Below are 19,350 nucleotides of genomic sequence, written 5' to 3' on the forward strand. Positions count from 1 at the left end.
TAAAAGCGTGTTCGACGGTCGGTGAATGATAATTTCAGCGCATCGGGTTCCTGGATGGGGTGATTTAAGCAGCATGCGCTGGTAAAGATCGGTATAGTCTGTTTGCTCACCTGACGGGCCTGATCGGTATATCCGGCCCGTTTTACGCTTCTCAGCTGAAAAGTCAGTCGGTCAGTATGAAGATTATAGTGGTATTAGTTGGCATGATGCTCTGGGTTGGAGGAATATTGGCGCAACCGAAAACTGACGTAGCCTCTATAAATCAACCCCTTACTATCAACAAGGATAAACCGGTCTGGATGCTGACCTACTTTCGTCAGCGTTATCCAACCCGAATCGAGATCGATGCGAAGGGAAATACCGTCGAGGTGCCTTTGCCCGATCCGATGCTGATCAATAAGCTGCACATTGCCCTGTCGACAGACGGTCGCCACTGGACACCGTTGAACGACAACAAGCCCGTATGGGAGCAGCATGTCCGTGATCCGTACGTTCGTCGGGGACCGGATGGGCTCTGGCGAATTTTATCGACGGGGGGAGGACGAGGGGCCGACCGGGAGAAAGTGGGGCCAAGCTGCCTCTACATGACCTCGAAGGATCTGGTTCACTGGCAGGTGGAAGGCCCTTTGGCGTTGATGAAAGACGTGCGGAACGAGTCCGGCGCTCTCGCTGGAAATATTTGGGCACCCGAATGGTTCTATGATAAAAAAACAGGGGAGTATGTCCTATTCTGGTCGTCGTCGTTTAAAGATGCGGGCTGGAAAGAAAGCCGGCTCTGGTCCTGCCGAACCCGCGACTGGAAGACCTTTACACCGGCGAAAGTATTTTTCAATCCTCCCTATTCGGTAATCGACGGAACCCTGCTGGAAGAAAACGGAACCTACTATCTGTTTCATAAAGAAGAAGAATTCGGGGCCAAAACCGGCGAAAGGCGAGCCATCCGGCTGGCTACTTCGAAAAAACTGGAGGGACCTTACACCCTGGTCGAAGGGCCGTTGAATCAGGGGCAAATTGTTCCGGTAATCACCGAAGGGCCGACGGTGATCAAAGACCCGGTTCGCTCCGGCTGGCTGTTGTTGTACGACTACTGCATGACGAACCGCTTTGGCGCTTCCTACTCGCCTGATTTGGTCCACTGGACCGTCGAAGAAAACGTAAGCTTTCCGTCGGAAGCCCGGCATGGCTGCGTTTCGTTACTTACGGCTAATGAGGCCAACACGTTGCTGGAAACGTATTCGGCTAAGAATTAAGCCGGTTCGATCCACATAATGCGTAACGTCGATCACGCATAAAGGCAGTCCGTGTATACTCCCGCAAAGCCGGGTGTACACGGACTGCCTTTACGTAAAAACCGGTTTTAGGCAGCTACAGGCTCGAGTTGTTTAACCAGCTGGATTTCGCTGTTGATCTTCACCTCTTCGCTGAGGGCCAATCCACCCGTTTCGAGTACGCCGTTGAAGTTGATTCCCCAATCGCTGCGGTTAATTTTGCCCGTGATGGTAAAACCGGCTCGTACGCCCCCCCAGGGGTCTTTCGTAACACCACTGTATTCCGCGGTTAATTTGACCGGCTTAGAAACGCCTTTCATCGTTAAATCGCCAGTGATGGAATACGTATCCTCATCAAGTTTCTCCACGTTCGTCGATTGAAAACTCAACTGAGGATACGTCTCCGCTTCGAAGAAATCCGACGCGCGCAGGTGCTGGTCCCGCTGTGCATTGCTGGTATTTATGGACGCAATGTCAGCGGTGGCCCGTATCTGAGCGGTACTGAAGTCATCGTTCTTTGTTTCGACTTCTACCTGAAACTGTTGAAAAGAACCCGATATATTACTGATCATCAGGTGTCTGATCTTGAAACCTAATTCGCTGTGGGTGGGGTCGAGGACCCAGTTGTTAGTTGGCATATCGTTTAAAAAGTAAGGAATTGAACTTGTTGACTGATTGCGTTGGGAGTGTGGTGGGCCGGGTTACCAGAGCATCCGCTGCGATGCCGGAACGGTGGCTATGTGACTCATTTTTCCCTGACGGTATTCCTGATATAGTCGCCGAATGTCGTCCTGAGTGTCGCCGATGAACGGACCATGCGATACGATAGCATCGCCCTGCGGCTCTCCGGCGTAGAGAATGACCCGGCTACCGGTTTCACCACCCGTCAGTTTGAGTTCGCTTGCTGTTTCGTCGGTGTACCGGCTCAGCCAGCCCACCTGCCCCTGACGAACGTCTTTAGCTTCATTGCCTACCCGAATGCTTCCGTCGAGGACGTACAAAAAAGCCGTATACGCGGCCGGGATGTGCTGGATCGTCGTCGCTCCAGGCTGCAACCGGATATCGGCGATGATGAGTGGCACATAGTTCTGAACCGGCGAGGTGACACCCGCCAGCGAGCCGCTGTACACCTTGATCTGCGCACCGTCCTGATCGACAGTAGGAACTTTTTCCGAAGTAAGATCCTGTACCCGTGGCTGGGCCCAGCGATCTTTTTTAGGCAGATTCAACCACAGCTGGAGCAATCGCATAGAGGCTTTGCGCTCGATGGTTTCGGTGTGAATGATACCGCTTCCGGCGGTCATGAGCTGTAAATCACCCCCTTTCAGGCGGTGCGCGTCATCGCCCATTTCCCCCTCCAGCAGCAAGGATACGGTTTCAAAACCGGCGTGCGGATGAGGCCCCCCGGCGGGCTGCTCATTTTGCTTGTCGAGCCGATCATCCATCAGCACGATAAACGGATCGCTCTCGGTAAAGTCTACCTGAATAACCGGACTGGCCAGATGCCCTGACCCTAAAAAGCTAGGTTGCGTAGGGGGGGTATATACTTTAGTAAGTTCTCTATGAAAATCCATGACCTAATTCTGTTTTCCTGAGGCCAAAAATTTTTGCCCTCATTGATGATGCAAATTTACGCTGCTTACTATACATTTGTAAGTACTATACCGGAGTATAGCACTATACTCCGGTATAGTGAAGTTTGCGGGTCATAATCCTTACAATCACTATCAGATGGAACCGGTTGAACTACGACGTGAAGAATGCGTGAGTCTGTTGCGCCCTATACGGGATGCCCTGGATGTACTGAACGGCAAGTGGAAACTCCCGATCATTGTCGCGCTTACCTTCGGCGAGAAGCGATTCGGCGAAATCGCCAAAGAGGTACACGGCATCACCGACCGTATGCTCTCGAAAGAATTGCGGGACATGGAAATGAACGGGCTGGTCAAGCGAACCGTCTACGATACGTATCCGGTCAAAGTCACGTACACACTGACCCCGCACAGCCAGACCCTCGGCGATGTGATCGAATCTCTGCGCAACTGGGGTGAGTTACACCGCAAAAAGATTCTCTCGGGGGAAGTTTGAGTCATGCCTTGGTCGAAGAAATCGGTTGGGGCACCCCAGTTACATGCCCGTTCAGGCTACTGCTACACATCGGCCGAGCGCTGATCGGCTATGCCCGAAGCGACGCATCTGCTTTTTCAGAACGCTTCGCCAGGCAGCCAACCAGGCAAGGGGCTGGAAACGAAAACCTTGTCGGCAGGGACTAACCTGGTAATTTTTTTGTGTCAACGAGTATCGCTTACTAATTTGGCAGGTCACAGGACCAACGTCGATTTCCAGCCATTCGTTTGCCTGGTACTTTATGCACCAAACACTACTCCTTTGTTTATCGCTGATGCTGGCCGTTTCCTTACTGGTTATGGTCGGGCAGCGGTTGCGGATCCCTACGCCCATATTTCTGGTAATCAGCGGATTGGGGTTCAGCCTGATTCCGGGGATTCCGCAGGTTGAGATCGATCCCGAACTGATTTTTCTGATCTTCCTGCCGCCTTTGCTCTACGAAGCCGCCTGGTTTATGTCCTGGAAGGAATTCTGGCGCTGGCGACGGATCATCGTTGTGCTGGCTTTCGGGCTGGTCATCGTCACCGCCTTTGCCGTCGCTTATGTGTCGTCGGCGGTGATTCCTGGCTTTACCCTGGCCCTTGGTTTCCTGCTGGGCGGGATCATTTCACCCCCCGATGCGGTGGCGGCTACCTCGGTGCTGAAAAATGTCAATATCTCCCGAACGGCGGTCAGTATCCTGGAAGGAGAGAGCCTCGTGAACGATGCCGCTAGCCTGGTCGTTTTTCGCTTTGCGGTGGCCGCCGTGTTGTCCGGCTCGTTTGTGTGGCAAACCGCGGCCGTCGATTTTCTGGCCGTTACGTTCATGGGAATTCTGGTAGGGCTGGCCGTTGGGGTGGCGTTCTACGCTATTCATCGCTGGCTACCGACGGCCACCCGCATCAGTATCCTGCTGACTTTCATCGCTCCGTACATCATGTACATGATGGCCGAAGAGTTCCATGTATCGGGGGTGATGGCCGTGGTGAGCGGAGGGCTGTTCCTTTCCAACCAGAGCCATGTCATCCTCAACCACAGCGCCCGCATTCAGGGCACCGGCATGTGGGCAACGGTCGTCTTTGCGCTGAATGGGCTGGTGTTTATCCTGATCGGGCTTCAGCTTCCGGTCATCATCAACAGCTTGGGCGGTTATTCGAAGGCGGAAGCGATCGAATATGCGATACTGATCACTGGTGTAATTATTGCGACGCGGCTGGTATTTACGGTCTGTTCATCGTACTTCACCCAATTTATTGGCCGGTACATCACCGTCGCGAATCGCAATCCGGGTCTGCGTGGACCGATCGTACTGGGCTGGGCGGGCATGCGTGGCGTGGTGTCGCTGGCGTCGGCGCTGTCCGTTCCACTGACGCTGAACAACGGGACCCCTTTTCCACACCGGAACCTGATTTTGTTTATCACCTTCGTGGTGATCCTGGTCACGCTGGTTTTTCAGGGACTGACCTTACCACTGGTCATTCGGTGGGTCAATTTGAAAGACACCGACAATCGGATGCCCGAAAATGAGCAGGAATCCCTGATTCGTTTGAAAGTGTTAAAGGTCGCCCTGACCTATTTGCAGGAGAACTACGCGAAGGAAGCCATCAACAACGAGTTGGTCGAAAACCTGAAAAATCGGATGGAAAGCGATCTGCATCAGACCAAACGGCACCTGGATTCGCTCGAAAACGACGGCGAGAACGTCGCGCAGTACAACCAGATCGTGGCTGAGATTATCAATATTAAACGGGATGAACTGCATCGGCTCCGAAGCAAGAAGGAGTTCGACGATGAGATCATCCGGAAAGAAGAAGCCCAGATGGATCTGGAGGAGGAAAAACTGGATCATCCCATCCACTGAGTCTTTATATTGAGTGTAACGAAGGTATGCACGCAACCCACCTGGCCCACAGCCGACTGATCAACCAGCAGATTACCCGGCCAACGCACCGAACCGCCAGCGAGCTGGTCCGCTGGATGGGTGCCGTACAGGCGCAGGATTACGCTATGGTCAAATGGGCGCTGGGCAGCCGATTACCGCACTTAACTGAAGCGGAGATAACGACCGCTCTCGATTCGGGCGAACTCATCCGTACGCACGTACTGCGACCGACCTGGCATGTGGTGGCGGCCGAGGACGTATACTGGATGCTTAAGCTAACGGCTCCCCGGATCAAAGCCCTGGTGAAAGGACGGGACAAAGTACTTGACCTAACCGAACCGCTTTTTGCCGCCAGCAATGCCGTGTTCGAAAAAGTCCTGGCTGGTGGCCATCACCTGACCCGTCAGGAGTTGATGAGCGAGTTAGAAAAGGCCGGCATCAGGACCGATAGCGCCAGAGCTGCACAAATCATGATTCGGGCCGAATTAGATGGTATCGTGGCAAACGGAGCCGTACGCGGAAAGCAGCAAACCTATGCGCTGCTGGAAGAGCGGGTGCCCAACCGCAGACCATTGAGCAAGGAAGAAGCGTTGGCCAAACTGGCTCAGCGGTATTTCACCAGTCACGGCCCTGCCACCCTGAACGATTTCGTCTGGTGGTCGGGCTTATCGGTTGCCGAAGCCCGACAGGGGCTCGAATCGATCAGAGCCAAGCTTCTTTCCGAACAAATCAATTCGCAAACGTACTGGTTCTCCAGCGATTTTGCCGTACCCGATCAGGGTAATGACGGCCTGTATGCACTGCCCGCTTTCGATGAGTACGTCATCAGTTACCGGGATCGCAGTGCCGTTCTGGCGCTGGAACATCAGCAGCTGGCTATTTCCGGGAATGGAATCTTCAATCCGATTCTCGTCAGGGATGGCAAGGTAATCGGGACCTGGAAGCGAACTATGCAGAAAGACAAGGTCCTGATTGAGGTCATTTTTTTCCAAATCCCCGATGAAGCCACGCTCGATGGCTTAGAGAAAGCGTTTGAACCTTTAAGCCGTTTTCTGAACCAGAAAATAGTAATCAAATGATCGTAATGTAGGTTTCTGCATTTTTTTTGGGAGCCGTGCCCCGGTTCAGAACCGGGGCACGGCTCCCAAAAAAAATGAAATCCTGGAAAGCCAGAATCCCCTCTCGACTAACACCAGTCGAGAGGGGATTCTGGCTTTTTTAAATCTGTAATCAACCAAAGGCGTTGATATGCTTCTGGAAGATGGCGTCGTATTTATTTGCCGCTGCGGTTTGTTTGGCTGCTTTGCAGGCTTCGACAATGGTCTGCAGAATGTACAGATCCGAATCGGGGCTGCCGAACCGATTACCATTACCGCTCTTGTCGTAGGTCAAGTTCTGGTCGGCGCGGGCTGCCATGGTATCCGCAATTTCGAGGGCTTTCTTGTTGTCGCCCACTTCGAACAGGAAGCGCACGTAGTTCGACGAGATCTGGTCGTAGGGAATGCTCTTGTCCGGAATGACCTTCAGCGAGTAGTTCAGTACCTCACGGGCTTTGTCGGTCTTTCCTTCGCGCATCAGCTGATCGGCCAGTCGGAAGAACGCGATGCGGGCCGAAATGACGGGTGGTCCTTTGTACGTTTCGTCGTAATACACATCCGGGTTATTGAACTCCCGCCAGAAGGTTTTCTTCATCATGTTGGTGTACATGATGTCGGAGTTGACGTACCCATCTGTGGCGCCGGGCACGGCTACGGGCATGAGCCGATAGGCATAACCTTCCAGCTGCATGTAGCTCTTCAGATTCAGATAGTTATCGCTGGCCAGCGTGCTGGAGAAGTAAATTGGCCGTTTCCAGTTGTTGGTAGCGATAATATCGAGCATGATCAGATCGGGTTTGTAAAGATCTTTTTTGCCGATAGTCCACTGCAGGGTGTCTTTCATGAGCGGCCGCAACAAGGGAGGAACAAACTTGCCCTGATCGACAGACGCTTTATTGATGGGCAGAAACAGCACCGACGAGGGCAGAATGCTGGTCATCTCACCATTAGTCAGCGGCACCTGAATCGCCGGATTACTGGTCTTGATCAGGTTGATGTACTGCTTCAAATCGATGCCACTTTTGACGCCCTCAACTTCGTAGAACGGCACAATGTCGTTCTTGCCTTTGTTGAACTGATCCAGTTCCAGCGAAATCGGTAGCGCGTCGGACTCGTAGGTTTTTCGTTTCATCTGCTGGATGTACCATTCGGTACCCAGCAGGCTGAGGTTACACACCCGCACGTCGCGCCGGAAGCCTTCCACCTCCTGCACGTACCAGAGCGGAAAGGTGTCATTGTCGCCACCCGTAAATAAGACCGAATTGGGTGCGCAGGAATTCAGCAGGTTTTTCGCGAAGTCAACCGATTGGTAGCGGTGATCGCGGTTGTGGTTGTCCCAGCTTTTAGCACCCATCATAACGGGTATCAGCAGACTCACGCCTACGATCAGACCATTGCGGGCGGTGTCCGATTTGAGGTAAGCGCGGATGCCTTCGGCCAGGGCCATAACGCCCAGCCCTACCCAGATGGCAAAGAAATAGAACGAGCCGACGTAGATGTAATCGCGTTCGCGCGGCTCCGAAGGCGGTGAATTGAGGAAGACCTGCAGGGCAATTCCCGTGAAGAGGAAGAGCAGCCCGACGATCAGAAAATCGCGCCGACGGCGGAAATACTGGAAGGTAATCCCGAACAGGCCCAGTACAAACGGTAGCATGTAGAAATTGTCGCGGGCTTTGTTGGTCCTGAGTAATTCCGGAACACCGTTGTCGTTCGACCAGGGCAACAGATAGCCCGCGCCTTCTTCGTCGCTTTCGCGTCCGGCGAAGTTCCACATCAGGTAGCGCCACCACATGTGGCCCAGCTGGTAGCTGAAGAGAAACTTCAGGTTGTCGCCCATGGTGGGTTTCTGCCCTTCGGCCAGCCCGAGCATCTGCCGGTACAGCGCCGGGTGGTTCTGCTGACTGCTGTACACGCGCGGAAACAGCATCTCATCGCCGGGCGCGTAGATGTATTCGGGCTGGTGGTCGAAGACAACGTATTTGTTACCTTCTTTCTTCCAGATATCGGCTCCCGGTTTCTGGTCGATCGGGCGGGAGGTAAAGACGGGACCGTACAGCAGCGAGCGGCTGCCATACTGTTCACGCTTCAGGTATGATAGGAAGTTCAGGGCGTCGTCCGGGTTGTTTTCGTTGATGGGCGGATTGAAATCGGCCCGAACCAGCACCTGCATGTACGAGGCATACCCGATCAGGACGAACGCCAGTGACAGCAACGACGTATTCAAGACGACCCGCTTCTGGCGGACCGACCAGATAACGCCATACGCCAGCGATCCCAGAAAAACGACGATGAAGAAAATAACTCCGGAGTTGAAGGGCAATCCAAAGGAGTTGACAAACAGCCGCTCCACCGCGAACGCCATGCCTGGAAGCCCCGGGATAATACCGGCGTTGATGATGCCCAGTATTACCAGACCAATGCCACCTGCGATAACACCACCCCAGAAGGTTGGTTTAGACTGTTTTTTGAAATAATAGATCAGCGCCAGCGCCGGTAGGGTAACCAGGTTCAGCAAGTGAACCCCGATGGAAAGGCCCGTCAGGTAGGCAATGAAAATAAGCCAGCGGTTGGCAGCGGCTTCGTCGTCGATGCGCTCCCATTTGAAGGCGGCCCATACCACGATGGCGGTGAAAAACGACGACATGCCATACACCTCGGCTTCGACGGCCGAAAACCAGAACGTGTCCGAGAAGGTGTAGGCCAGCGCGCCGACCGCCCCCGTACCGATCACCAGCAGCGTATCGGCGGTGGAGTACTCCCGCTCGGGTTTGGCCAACAGCTTCTGAGCCAGCATGGTGATGGTCCAGAACAGAAACGCGATGGTAAAGGCACTAGCCAGCACTGATGACATGTTGACCCAGTAGGCCACACTGGTCAGATTGCCGAACGAGAGCATGGAGAAAAGTCGGCCCAGGAGCAGGAAAAATGGCGCACCGGGTGGGTGGGGTACCTGAAGTTTAAACGAACACGCAATGAATTCGCCACAGTCCCAGAAGCTGGCCGTTCGCTCGACGGTCATCGCATACGTAATCAGCGCGACAGCGAAAACAAACCAGCCTGTGAGGGTGTTCAGGCGTTTAAATGATTGCATACAGGAGAAATTAACGGACTGCTTTTTGTGTAAGAAAGCCAAAATTACGGAAAAAGAAGCCCGCCTGAGTCAGCAATTGCTGTTAAAGTTTGTTAATGGAAGTTGCAGGAAGTGGCAGAAAGCTGCTTAATCAGGCGTGCCCGAGCTATGACGAGGTGAGGCTAGGCAACTGAAAAGAATTCGGGCCGACAGAGATAGTCCGGGCACTATACCTTCTGTAAGTTTGCGGCAAACAGCTTCCCATGGAGAACTACAGCGTCATTTTGTTTCTACTGGCGGTGATGATCGGCTTGTCGGCCATTGCCGATAAAGTCCGGTTGCCGTACCCGATTTTACTGGTTATGGCGGGCATTGCCGTCGGCTTTATCCCCGGTGTCCCCGACATCGAACTCGATCCCGATATTGTTTTTCTGCTGTTTCTACCGCCCATGCTCTACGATGCGGCTTTTAATATTTCGCTGAACGAATTCAAGAAGAACGTCAATACAATTTCGACGCTGGCGGTTGCGCTGGTTTTTCTAACCACCATCGGAATTGCTGCCTTTGCCCGTTACGCCATTCCCGGAATGACCTGGCCGCTGGCTTTTGTGCTGGGGGCTATTCTGTCGGCTACCGACGCTGTAGCGGCTACCAGCATCACCAGAGGGCTAGGGCTATCTCACAAAACCCTGACGATTCTGGAGGGCGAGAGCCTGATCAACGATGCCTCCGGCCTGATCGCCTACCGCCTGTCTGTAGCCGCCGTTGGAGGTTCCTCGTTTATCTTCTGGAAAGCGGGCGTGCAGTTTCTGATACTCATTGCCGGCGGTTTTCTGGTCGGGCTGATGCTGGGTAAAGCCTTGAAATGGGTGCTGGGACAGATTCCCGGAAACAAACTGGTTGCTATCAGCTTCACGCTCCTGATGCCGTTTGTGGCCTATGCGCTGGCCGAAGAAGTGCACGTGTCGGGCGTTATTGCCGTGGTAACGCTGGGATTGGTAATTTCTCAGTTTGCCAGGCAGCTCTTTCCCGACGGGACCAAAGCCCAGTCGAAAGCCATCTGGGAAATTATCGTGTTTATTCTGAACGGGCTGGTCTTTGTGCTGATCGGGCTTGAGTTTCCGTACGTGCTTCAGCGCATCAGCCCTCAGCAATTGCTACCGCTGGTGGGGTATAGCTTTGTCATTTGTCTGGTGGCACTGATCATCCGGATGGCGCGGGTTTTTCTGCAGAAAATCAACCTGGACCGGGCTTTTCGGAAAACCCAGTCCAGGCGGTTTGAAGATGCCCAGCTCGACTGGAAGAACTGTCTGATCATCAGCTGGTCGGGTATGCGCGGGATTGTATCGCTGGCTACGGCGCTGGCCCTGCCCACTACGCTGGCCGACGGAAGCGCGTTTCCGCAGCGGGACACGATCATCTTTGTGGCCGTAGTCACTGTGCTGATTACGCTGGTTGGGCAGGGGTTGAGTTTGCCTATGCTGGTAAGCCGGCTGGGGGTAAGGGTCAATCCAAAGGGGAAACGACAGTCCGATGTTTCCGCAACCTGAATTGGTACAGTTGTGTCCTTTTCCTGTACGGTTTTCAGGCTGCGAACTCATAAACGGCCGCCTGTATCGTCCTGGTTGGTTTGTCCGCCGACAAAGCGATCTGCTGAATTTGCCGAACGGTAGCCGGCGCAAAAGATTGTTCACCAGTAATCGGGTTTACGCGAGCGGGTACGTTCTCAAAAACAAACAATTGGCCTTCCAGATCCAGGATGTAGCGAACGTAGGTCGAGATCAACACTTCATCTGGCCCATCATTTCTTTCTCGTTTTCAGATTCGTTTCCCACTGGTCAAGCGTTGGTTGATAAACCGTAACAATCTTTCGTATTGGTCGCTCTGGATAGCGGCATTGTATATGTAGAGGTCGCTGGTTTTACTATAACCAAAACAAGGCAACTTGGTCCGTAATGGTCATTTGGGGACACTTCGATAATTTCTCCGCTTAGAATTGCATCCGTAATTTCGTTCAGCAGAATAGAGCGTGGTTAATGCATGGGCTGAAAGTTCAAACTGCTCCCGCTGTATCTTAAGCCGGATCTGCTCAATCATGCGGGTAATCCATACACCTCACCCCGGGCGGCCTTCAGGGTATTTTGCATCAGCGAACAGATGGTCATCAGCCCGACGCCACCGGGAACCGGAGTGATGAAGCTTGTTTTGGGAGCTACTTCGGCAAAGTTTACGTCACCTTTCAACGAAAACCCACTTTTCTTGCTGGCATCGGGTACGCGCTCCAGACCAACGTCGATCACCACCGCGCCTTCTTTGACCATGTCGGCGGTTACAAATTCGGGTTTACCCAGGGCCGCTACCAGAATATCCGCCGATCGGCAGATTTCGGCCAGGTTTTTCGTGCGGCTGTGGGTAAGCGTAACCGTGCAGTTGCCTGGGTAGGTGTTCCGCTGCATCAGAATCGACATCGGAAGGCCTACAATCTGGCTGCGACCGACTACTACGCAGTGCTTGCCCGAAGTTTCGATTTCGTACCGTTTGATCATTTCCAGCACCCCCTGCGGAGTCGCTGAAATGTAGGCAGGCAACCCTTTGGCCATGCGCCCTATATTGATTGGGTGAAAGCCGTCGACATCTTTGGCAGGATTGATGGTTTCCATAATCCGGTCCGGATTGATATGGTCGGGTAGGGGAAGCTGGACAATCAGACCGTCCATATCGGGATTTTCGTTCACCTCCCGGACTTTGGCCAGCAGCTCTTCCTCCGAAACGGACGGGTCGAACCGGATAAGCGTCGAATGCATACCGACTTCTTCGCAATTTTTCATTTTCGACGCAACGTAGGTTTCCGACGCTCCGTTGTTGCCAACCAGAATAGCCACGAGGTGTGGAATCTTACCCCCCTGTCCGCGTATCTGAGCGACTTCGGCCGCAATTTCCTGTTTGATCTGGGATGAAAGTAATTTACCGTCTAAAAGCTGCATAAGAATATAAACGACTGATATACCTGATATTGGGTGCCTGCCGGCCGTAAGCGCGATACACTTGTTCGGCTAAGGGCTCGAATCAGACGCGAAAGTACCACCTTGCAGCAGATATTACCTATACTTTTTTCGTTGGCTTTCAGAAGCTGATTTGTCGATACGGGTTGGGTAATCAGGACAGAAACCTCCCAGAACCGATACGGCTCTTCACCCCATTTGTACTGGAACGAAGAGCCGTATCGGTTCTGGGGGCTATAATATGAGTTAATTCAGGCAGAGAACTTCCCTATAAACTTTCGGATATTCTTTTACCTGCTGGAGAATAACGGTTTTAAACCAGCTTACTTTAAGGGCCTGAGGAGCTTTATGATTAGGATGGCCTGGGTAACTGACAAAAGCATAGGCCTTGTCGGCATCGAACGCATGAATACAAATTCGCTGGGGCGAATCCGAAAAAGTGGGGTATACGTACATGTAGGTGCCTGGTAGGGGGAGTTGGGTTTGCGATTTCATAAAGTCGATCGGTAGAATTACGGCATAAGTAATAGGTCAGTTTACCGGTATGTACGAGAAAAAGCCTTTTTAGGGTTTTTTATTTACTTTTCGGTAGGCCCCTTTTTAGTGTAAAAAAGACGTATATGTACTTAGTGATCTGTTTTTTGCTGGCCTGATCAGGCAGCAAATTAAGGATTTTATGAAAACTAACATATTAATAATCAGGTTTTTATTATAAAAAAAGTAAGGAGAATCTATTTTTACGTCTGAGCCAAAAAAATTCTGTTAAATAGGTTTATACCAATCCGTCAATTACAGTTATTACTTAGCGAAAGGTTTTAAATATAGACGCCCATGTATTGAGATAGTTGGCATTTTATGATAATAATGTCATTTTTATATTTAATAAAAACAGTTATTAGCTGTATTATTTAAAAATTTGTAGTCTGATGTTGCTAATAGTATATATTTATGCAGCAATGAGAAATAGATAGACAACTTAAGGATCTATTATTAGTTCTAGATAAACCATCTGTTAGGTAGAAACCTCCCCTCTTTAATGCCGACCGACAACCACATGGATATATTATCCTTCCAGCCCACGGCCGAGTCGTTGCGGCTGGAAGCGTTGGCTAGCTACGATATCCTTGATACTGTACCCGAAGAAGACTACGATGCCATCACGCAGATAGCGGCTCATATCTGTCAAACGCCAATCTCCCTGATTACCCTCCTCGACGATCACCGGCAGTGGTTCAAATCGGTGCAGGGCCTGGCTATCCGGGAGACGGCCCGCGAACTGGCTTTCTGCCATTATGCCATCCAGACTCCCGAACGGATGATGGAGGTGTCGGATGCGCATTCGGATGAACGCTTTGCAACAAACCCGCTGGTACTGGGTGATCCGCACGTGGTGTTTTACGCCGGGGTTCCCCTGGTCGATGGGGAAGGGCAGGCCTTGGGAACCCTGTGTGTCATTGATCACGAAGTTCGTCAGCTTTCGCCCGAGCAGGCAACGGTGCTGAAGACCCTGGCTCGTCAGGTTGTGACGCAGCTTCAGTTACGGCGGAGCCAAGGTCAGCTGGAGCGCGCCGGTCAGGCGCTGAAACAACTCAATAGTGAGCTCTGGGAAAGCAATCAAATGCTGAAAACGGTAGTCGATACCTGTCCCATCGGGTTGGTTTTCTGGCAGGCCGTGCGCGAGCAGGAGGTAATCGTCGATTTTCGGTACGTGTTTACCAACCCGGTCGATGTCGCGCAAACCAGCTTCTCCCGCGACCAGATGACCGGACAACTACTGAAGAGCCTGTTTCCGGAAGTCGTTGTGCAGGGCTTTTTCGATCGGCTGGTGGATGTGCTCAGGACCGGGAAAATCCAGCGGTTTCAGTACCAGCGCAGCCAGTCGGAACAAACCATCGTCTGGAACGACGTCATGCTTACACCCTGCGGAGATGGGGTTCTGTTTACGACGCAGGACATAACCCAGCTCAAAGCAACCGAAAAACAGCTCCGCACCTATTCCGACGAGCTGAACCGGCTGGTTTCGGAGCGGACCGCTGAGGTGTATCAGCTATCGGCGCTTCAGCAGGCGATATTGCATCATGCCGGCATGGCAATCATCTCGACGGATAAAGAAGGTCGTATTCGAACCTTCAATCCGGCGGCCGAACAGTTGCTGGGCTACCGGTCCGATGAACTGATCGGGCAGAACGATCCTGCGGCATGGAGCGACGTTTACAAACCCGATGGGCAGACCCACGAAGGCATTGTGGAAACCAAAGACGGGCGTCACATCCCGGTTCTGCTGACCCGAACGGCTCTGCGCGACGAAGCTGGTGCGGTAACGGGCTATGTCAGCATGGCCACCGATATTACCCAACAGAAAGAAATTGAACAGGTGTTGCAGCATTCATTGCAGCGCGAACAGGAACTGAACAAGCTGAAGTCGCGGTTCGTTACGACAGCCTCCCACGAATTCCGCACCCCGCTGGCGACCATCCAGTCCAGCGTCGAACTGATCCGGGTGTATATGGAACGGGTGGAAAGCGAGTCGCAGCCAGCCATTGAGCGGCACCTGGGAATTATTGAAAAGCAGGTGGCCAACTTCAGCAGTTTGCTGTCGGATGTGCTGACCATCGGGAAGATCGAAGCAGGGCGGGTGAACTACAATCCGAGGTGGGTCGATGTCGTGGAGCTCGTTACCGATCTTATTGGCACGCATTATTCGGAGCGTCAGGATGGACGACGGGTGGAGATGCAGGTCGTGGGTTCGCCCCGACGGGTGCAGCTGGATGCCCAGCTGATTGCCCATGTGCTCATCAATCTGTTGTCCAATGCTTTTAAATTTTCTGCCGATGATCCTGAGTTGAGTCTAACCTTCGGTGAGTGTCAGTTGGTGATCCGCGTGACCGACAACGGTATCGGTATTCCAAAAGCTGAGCAGGCACAGTTGTTCGATTCCTTTTTTCGGGCCAGCAATGCCGCCGACGTGCAGGGGTCTGGCCTGGGCCTGGGCATTGCCCGTCAGTTTGCGATGCTCCACGGTGGGCAAATCGACGTGCAGAGCGAAGAGCATGTCGGAACCACCTGTACCCTCACTTTGCCCGGTTAATCAGGGAATTATTCTATATTCCCCACCAGTCAAGCCCTTAAACCAGTACGCTTACCCATGGCTACGAAGCTTTTAGTGATTGAAGATGAGTTCCAGATTCGTGAGAACATGGCTGAATTGTTGACCCTGAAAGGCTACGTCGTCGACACAGCCGCCAACGGTCGGGAAGGCATCATGCAGGCCCTGCTGAACCGTCCTGACCTGATTCTGTGCGACGTGATGATGCCGCTGCTCGACGGGTATCAGGTGCTGGATGCCATTAGGACCAATCGGTCGTTGGCCACGGTGCCGTTCATTTTTCTGACCGCCAAAGCCGACCCGACGTACGTACGGCGCGGTATGGTGCTGGGCGCGGATGACTACCTGACCAAGCCACTGGTGATCAGGGATTTGCTGGCCGCCATCGAAAGCCGGCTCGACCAGGAGAAGCGCCGGACCGCCGATGTGCAGACGCAGGTTGAAAAATACTGGCATCAGTTGGGCAAAGTGTCGGCCCACGAATACAATACCCCCCTGGCGGGGATTATGGGATTTGCACACCTACTCAGGGATGATTACGACAGTTTCGACAAAGAACAGGCTCAATCCATGCTCGACATGATGATCACCAGTTGCCTGCGCCTGAAGCGGACCCTCGATAACAGCCGGCTGGTCAACGAACTCACGCGCCCCGCTCCGGCCGATCAGCCGCTAAGCACGGTAAGCCGCTCGCTCCTGTCGGCTGAGCTGGTCAATCAGATTCTGGTGACGATCAGCGAGCAGATGGATCGGGAAACTAGGGTAGACGTCGATGTCGAGAGTGCGGAGGTTCGTATCTTCGAAGATCACCTGCGGAAGGTGCTGGAAGAGCTGATCGACAACGCGCTTAAGTTCTCACCCACAACGGGTACTGTCCGGATTGAAGGGCATTCACTGGAAACGCGGTATCGATTGACCATTACGAATTCGGGAAAAGGATTTACGGCAGAAAACATTGCCGGAATCGGTCCGTATACTCAGTTCGAGCGAAACGCACACGAGCAGCAGGGAGCTGGCTCCGGCCTGTTCATCGCCAAAAAACTCGTCGAACTGCATCAGGGCCAGCTTATGATTGACAGCGCTGCTGATGGACCCACTACGGTGTCGGTTGAGTTGCTCGTTGCCAATGCCTAGAACCCATCAGCCGTACTTCTGCTGCCACGCCTTCTTCTGGGCTTTATAATCGGGATCTTCGCGGGCTTCCAGGTATTTGCCGTAAAAAATCCGGGCCGATTCGGCCTTTTCGCTATCCTCCTCTCTGGGAAGCTGCGCCCGGCCGTGCGCACCCGAGCGACCTTTCTGGTCGGCCGGAACCGGGCCATCGTATTTCTGGCCGCTACGGTGGTTGGCGTACCGACGGGCGCGGGTGTAGCCCATTTGCAGGAACTTGCGGGCCATGTCCATGCCGATGAAATCGCCTTTTTCTTTGTAGTCCTGAAAAAGCTGAAAAATTTTCTCCGACGATTCACGGGCAATGGCCGGGGTTTTGAATCGCCAGTGAGGGAGAATCTCGGATTTGTAGGGCTGCACCAGCAGTACACCCATTTCGCCCTTTCCAACCCGGTAAAGCTCAGGCTGTTCGCGCAGGTTCAGATGGCGGTAATCGATGGAATAGTCGAAAGGCTGTTTATCGGTTGCCATAACGTCGTCGTTGGGGTAAATAGCTATAACCGCTTATGGCCAGGGTCGGACGTAGGAATTTGTCGGACGATGGCCAAATTCACTAGGGCGCGAGCCATACCATCTTAGACTCGGGCTCATACTGGAAACAAGCCCGCTGCTGACCGCTCCGACTTAGGTGGAGGTATTCCATCGCCAGCACCCGACACTCGATGACGGCGAAGTTGACGCGACCGGCTTCACTCGCTTCCGGGGTGGGAAGCTTATCGACCCATTCTTCGGGATAGCCAGGGTAGGGTTGGGGCTGCTCGCTGCCGGGCGTTTTTTCGGACAGATACGCTTTACGACTGCTGAGGCCGAGCTTTTTCCAGTGCCCGTCGGCAATGTAATCGTCGGTGTGCAGCCGGGTTTCCACGACGAGCCGGAGCTGCACCTGCCGTTTAGAATCCCAGAGCAACAGGGTAGCCATCGGAGACGCTTCGAGCTGGAGTACCTTTTCGGACCGTGCGTCGGTATAAAACCAAACGTATTTATGGATGGCATCGACCGCCCGCAACACTACCAGGCGGGCATCGGCACCCCGGCTGGTACTCGTCGCCACAGTCATGGTATGGAATCCTTCCGTAGTGGACCGCCGGCGCAGGACTGATTTCAGCTGATTCCAGCACTGGCGTTCGAGGCCGGTGAGTGTATTGACGCCGTCTGTCTGGTCCGGCTCTTCAGGAAGGGATATCGGTTGTAAAGGAAGCTGCATAACCCGGTTCGATCAGGCATATTAACGGGTTGTCGGCTTTTTTTGTTTACCGGTATACGAGCAAAAATCAGGCCTTCCCGATGTCCATCCGCACAATCTTTCCGTCGTCGATCGTGTACAGATGCCTGGTCAGTTCGTCGGCCAGGATCTGGCCCTGCCGGTCTTTTACGAGCTGATGAACCGTCACTTCGATCTGACCGTTGGGTTTTTCCTGAATGTCGACGGGCGTTACGCTGGGGTCGATTTCCTGCCATTGCTGGGTCCAGTAGGTGCGTACCGCGTCGTGACCAGTTACGTGATCGCCTTCCCAGGCCCTGGGCCACTGGACGTTGGAGTGTAATACCGTAAGTACGCCATCGATGTTTCGGGCATTGAACGCCTGGTAGGCATGCCGGATGATTTGCTGGTTTGTCATACTGGACGCGTATTTCTTTGGTGAATTTTACCCCAAAAAACGTAGCTCGAAGCCAGTAATAGTGTCGGTATGCATTGAGATTTTATCGGCTGTAGCTGAGATGAAAACCAACCTGGGTTATTTCCCTAAGTACCCCTAACCGAAAGCGCATTTTAATGGTTTATCCTGCATATAACTTATACACTTGCGTCGATTCGGACTACGGTTTGTTTGAGCGCCATCGAAACCGTGGCCCGAATCGACGCAAAGGGTTGCAACCTCTAAACGTATTTAGTTTATGTGTTTTCATAAATCGCTTGCCGTAACGGCTCAGGAACTTGAAACCCGCTACGAAGCCGCTATGCCGACTGCCGCCCATTTTCAGCCGGTGTATCATGCCAATGCGTATCAGTTTCCGACCTGGCCGATCCTGACCCATCAGCAACCCGGCCAATTTCAGATGATGCACTGGGGTTTGATTCCGCACTGGACCAAAACCCCGGACGACGCCATGGAGATGCGGACCCGAACCATCAACGCCCGCTCCGAAACGATCTACGACAAGCCTTCGTTTCGGTCATCGGCCAAAGCAGGCAATCGCTGCCTGATTCCGGTAACGGGTTTTTACGAATGGCACACGATGGGAAGTAAGAAGTTTCCGTTTTACATCAGTACGAGCGATCAGAAAATTGCCTCGATTGCAGGCTTGTGGGACGACTGGGCCGACCCTGAAACCGGTGAGATAACGACGACGTATACGCTGCTGACAACCGACGCCAATCCGCTGCTGGCGGCTATCCATAATTCGAAAAAACGAATGCCCTGCGTGTTGACGGCCGAAGCCGAGCAACGCTGGCTCCACGACGATCTGAACGAAGATGAAGCCGTGAAACTGCTGACAGCACAGTATCCTGCCAAACGAATGCACAGCTACAGCATCAGCAAACGCATTACGTCGCGAACGGAGCCTACCGATGTACAGGAAGTGCTGGCTCCCTCGACATATCCGGAACTGAGCCAAATGCCTCAACTGTTTGCCTGAAAAACAAAA

Annotated in this window: 18 protein-coding genes; 8 read left to right on the forward strand and 10 right to left on the reverse strand. The window is 53.1% G+C overall.

Annotation, left to right across the window (positions count from 1 at the left end; all coding sequences use genetic code 11):
- Nucleotides 1-176: 176 nt before the first annotated feature.
- Nucleotides 177-1,250: a glycoside hydrolase family 43 protein gene (locus tag ACYVC2_RS23605; RefSeq protein WP_461106379.1), complete on the forward strand. Its 1,074-nt coding sequence runs from the start codon at nucleotides 177-179 to the stop codon at nucleotides 1,248-1,250.
- Between the two features lie 107 nt (nucleotides 1,251-1,357).
- On the opposite strand, the gene ACYVC2_RS23610 is transcribed toward ACYVC2_RS23605, so the two are convergent.
- On the reverse strand, nucleotides 1,358-1,906 hold the full coding sequence (locus ACYVC2_RS23610) for a YceI family protein (RefSeq protein ID WP_461106381.1): 549 nt from the start codon (nucleotides 1,904-1,906) through the stop codon (nucleotides 1,358-1,360).
- A 63-nt stretch (nucleotides 1,907-1,969) separates the two neighbouring features.
- Nucleotides 1,970-2,842: a pirin family protein gene (locus ACYVC2_RS23615; protein ID WP_461106383.1), complete on the reverse strand. Its 873-nt coding sequence runs from the start codon at nucleotides 2,840-2,842 to the stop codon at nucleotides 1,970-1,972.
- Nucleotides 2,843-2,999: 157 nt separating this feature from the next.
- On the opposite strand from ACYVC2_RS23615, the gene ACYVC2_RS23620 reads away from it, so the two are divergent.
- The 3 genes from ACYVC2_RS23620 (at nucleotide 3,000) to ACYVC2_RS23630 (ending at nucleotide 6,335) form a co-directional block, all read left to right on the forward strand.
- On the forward strand, nucleotides 3,000-3,356 hold the full coding sequence (locus ACYVC2_RS23620) for a winged helix-turn-helix transcriptional regulator (RefSeq protein ID WP_461106385.1): 357 nt from the start codon (nucleotides 3,000-3,002) through the stop codon (nucleotides 3,354-3,356).
- Nucleotides 3,357-3,636: 280 nt separating this feature from the next.
- Nucleotides 3,637-5,235: a Na+/H+ antiporter gene (locus ACYVC2_RS23625; protein ID WP_461106387.1), complete on the forward strand. Its 1,599-nt coding sequence runs from the start codon at nucleotides 3,637-3,639 to the stop codon at nucleotides 5,233-5,235.
- A 26-nt stretch (nucleotides 5,236-5,261) separates the two neighbouring features.
- A complete protein-coding gene (locus ACYVC2_RS23630; protein ID WP_461106389.1) occupies nucleotides 5,262-6,335 on the forward strand; it encodes a winged helix DNA-binding domain-containing protein in 1,074 nt (357 codons plus the stop codon).
- Between the two features lie 151 nt (nucleotides 6,336-6,486).
- Here ACYVC2_RS23630 and ACYVC2_RS23635 read toward each other — a convergent pair whose 3' ends face one another.
- Entirely contained in the window at nucleotides 6,487-9,444 is a 2,958-nt protein-coding gene (locus ACYVC2_RS23635; protein ID WP_461106391.1) for a glycosyltransferase family 117 protein, read from the reverse strand.
- Nucleotides 9,445-9,686: 242 nt separating this feature from the next.
- Here ACYVC2_RS23635 and ACYVC2_RS23640 point away from each other — a divergent pair, with 242 nt between their 5' ends.
- On the forward strand, nucleotides 9,687-10,973 hold the full coding sequence (locus ACYVC2_RS23640) for a Na+/H+ antiporter (protein WP_461106393.1): 1,287 nt from the start codon (nucleotides 9,687-9,689) through the stop codon (nucleotides 10,971-10,973).
- Between the two features lie 34 nt (nucleotides 10,974-11,007).
- On the opposite strand, the gene ACYVC2_RS23645 is transcribed toward ACYVC2_RS23640, so the two are convergent.
- The 4 genes from ACYVC2_RS23645 to ACYVC2_RS23660 form a co-directional block, all read right to left on the reverse strand.
- Complete coding sequence (locus ACYVC2_RS23645) at nucleotides 11,008-11,211, reverse strand: hypothetical protein (protein WP_461106395.1); 204 nt, start codon at nucleotides 11,209-11,211, stop codon at nucleotides 11,008-11,010.
- 50 nt (nucleotides 11,212-11,261) lie between these two features.
- The gene (locus ACYVC2_RS23650) at nucleotides 11,262-11,447 is read right to left on the reverse strand and encodes a DUF4258 domain-containing protein (protein WP_461107229.1); all 186 of its coding nucleotides are present in this window, start codon (nucleotides 11,445-11,447) and stop codon (nucleotides 11,262-11,264) included.
- A gap of 69 nt (nucleotides 11,448-11,516) precedes the next feature.
- Nucleotides 11,517-12,407, reverse strand: coding sequence for a bifunctional 5,10-methylenetetrahydrofolate dehydrogenase/5,10-methenyltetrahydrofolate cyclohydrolase (locus tag ACYVC2_RS23655; RefSeq protein ID WP_461106397.1), 891 nt, complete (start codon nucleotides 12,405-12,407; stop codon nucleotides 11,517-11,519).
- 264 nt (nucleotides 12,408-12,671) lie between these two features.
- A complete protein-coding gene (locus ACYVC2_RS23660) occupies nucleotides 12,672-12,920 on the reverse strand; it encodes a hypothetical protein (protein ID WP_461106399.1) in 249 nt (82 codons plus the stop codon).
- A 559-nt stretch (nucleotides 12,921-13,479) separates the two neighbouring features.
- On the opposite strand from ACYVC2_RS23660, the gene ACYVC2_RS23665 reads away from it, so the two are divergent.
- Both ACYVC2_RS23665 and ACYVC2_RS23670 read left to right on the forward strand, forming a co-directional pair.
- The gene (locus ACYVC2_RS23665; RefSeq protein ID WP_461106401.1) at nucleotides 13,480-15,513 is read left to right on the forward strand and encodes a sensor histidine kinase; all 2,034 of its coding nucleotides are present in this window, start codon (nucleotides 13,480-13,482) and stop codon (nucleotides 15,511-15,513) included.
- A 57-nt stretch (nucleotides 15,514-15,570) separates the two neighbouring features.
- Nucleotides 15,571-16,665: a hybrid sensor histidine kinase/response regulator gene (locus tag ACYVC2_RS23670; RefSeq protein WP_461106403.1), complete on the forward strand. Its 1,095-nt coding sequence runs from the start codon at nucleotides 15,571-15,573 to the stop codon at nucleotides 16,663-16,665.
- A 6-nt stretch (nucleotides 16,666-16,671) separates the two neighbouring features.
- Here the strand turns inward: ACYVC2_RS23670 and ACYVC2_RS23675 are convergent, their stop codons facing one another.
- From ACYVC2_RS23675 to ACYVC2_RS23685, 3 genes are all read right to left on the reverse strand, one after another.
- On the reverse strand, nucleotides 16,672-17,172 hold the full coding sequence (locus tag ACYVC2_RS23675) for a DUF4385 domain-containing protein (RefSeq protein WP_461106405.1): 501 nt from the start codon (nucleotides 17,170-17,172) through the stop codon (nucleotides 16,672-16,674).
- A gap of 82 nt (nucleotides 17,173-17,254) precedes the next feature.
- The gene (locus ACYVC2_RS23680; RefSeq protein ID WP_461106407.1) at nucleotides 17,255-17,905 is read right to left on the reverse strand and encodes a pyridoxamine 5'-phosphate oxidase family protein; all 651 of its coding nucleotides are present in this window, start codon (nucleotides 17,903-17,905) and stop codon (nucleotides 17,255-17,257) included.
- A gap of 67 nt (nucleotides 17,906-17,972) precedes the next feature.
- Nucleotides 17,973-18,320 carry a nuclear transport factor 2 family protein gene (locus ACYVC2_RS23685; protein ID WP_461106409.1) on the reverse strand — a complete coding sequence of 116 codons (348 nt, stop codon included), beginning with the start codon at nucleotides 18,318-18,320 and terminating at the stop codon, nucleotides 17,973-17,975.
- 277 nt (nucleotides 18,321-18,597) lie between these two features.
- Here ACYVC2_RS23685 and ACYVC2_RS23690 point away from each other — a divergent pair, with 277 nt between their 5' ends.
- On the forward strand, nucleotides 18,598-19,341 hold the full coding sequence (locus ACYVC2_RS23690) for an SOS response-associated peptidase (RefSeq protein ID WP_461106410.1): 744 nt from the start codon (nucleotides 18,598-18,600) through the stop codon (nucleotides 19,339-19,341).
- Nucleotides 19,342-19,350: the final 9 nt, after the last annotated feature.

The organism is Spirosoma koreense (assembly GCF_054777875.1).

Coding starts and splice junctions, on each gene's coding strand:
- ACYVC2_RS23655 (WP_461106397.1), bottom strand. CDS start 12,407: ATGCAGCTTTTAGACGGTAAATTACTTTCATCCCAGATCAAACAGGAA.
- ACYVC2_RS23660 (WP_461106399.1), bottom strand. CDS start 12,920: ATGAAATCGCAAACCCAACTCCCCCTACCAGGCACCTACATGTACGTA.
- ACYVC2_RS23680 (WP_461106407.1), bottom strand. CDS start 17,905: ATGCAGCTTCCTTTACAACCGATATCCCTTCCTGAAGAGCCGGACCAG.
- ACYVC2_RS23605 (WP_461106379.1), top strand. CDS start 177: ATGAAGATTATAGTGGTATTAGTTGGCATGATGCTCTGGGTTGGAGGA.
- ACYVC2_RS23620 (WP_461106385.1), top strand. CDS start 3,000: ATGGAACCGGTTGAACTACGACGTGAAGAATGCGTGAGTCTGTTGCGC.
- ACYVC2_RS23615 (WP_461106383.1), bottom strand. CDS start 2,842: ATGGATTTTCATAGAGAACTTACTAAAGTATATACCCCCCCTACGCAA.
- ACYVC2_RS23610 (WP_461106381.1), bottom strand. CDS start 1,906: ATGCCAACTAACAACTGGGTCCTCGACCCCACCCACAGCGAATTAGGT.
- ACYVC2_RS23685 (WP_461106409.1), bottom strand. CDS start 18,320: ATGACAAACCAGCAAATCATCCGGCATGCCTACCAGGCGTTCAATGCC.
- ACYVC2_RS23625 (WP_461106387.1), top strand. CDS start 3,637: ATGCACCAAACACTACTCCTTTGTTTATCGCTGATGCTGGCCGTTTCC.
- ACYVC2_RS23665 (WP_461106401.1), top strand. CDS start 13,480: ATGGATATATTATCCTTCCAGCCCACGGCCGAGTCGTTGCGGCTGGAA.
- ACYVC2_RS23670 (WP_461106403.1), top strand. CDS start 15,571: ATGGCTACGAAGCTTTTAGTGATTGAAGATGAGTTCCAGATTCGTGAG.
- ACYVC2_RS23690 (WP_461106410.1), top strand. CDS start 18,598: ATGTGTTTTCATAAATCGCTTGCCGTAACGGCTCAGGAACTTGAAACC.
- ACYVC2_RS23640 (WP_461106393.1), top strand. CDS start 9,687: ATGGAGAACTACAGCGTCATTTTGTTTCTACTGGCGGTGATGATCGGC.
- ACYVC2_RS23675 (WP_461106405.1), bottom strand. CDS start 17,172: ATGGCAACCGATAAACAGCCTTTCGACTATTCCATCGATTACCGCCAT.
- ACYVC2_RS23630 (WP_461106389.1), top strand. CDS start 5,262: ATGCACGCAACCCACCTGGCCCACAGCCGACTGATCAACCAGCAGATT.
- ACYVC2_RS23635 (WP_461106391.1), bottom strand. CDS start 9,444: ATGCAATCATTTAAACGCCTGAACACCCTCACAGGCTGGTTTGTTTTC.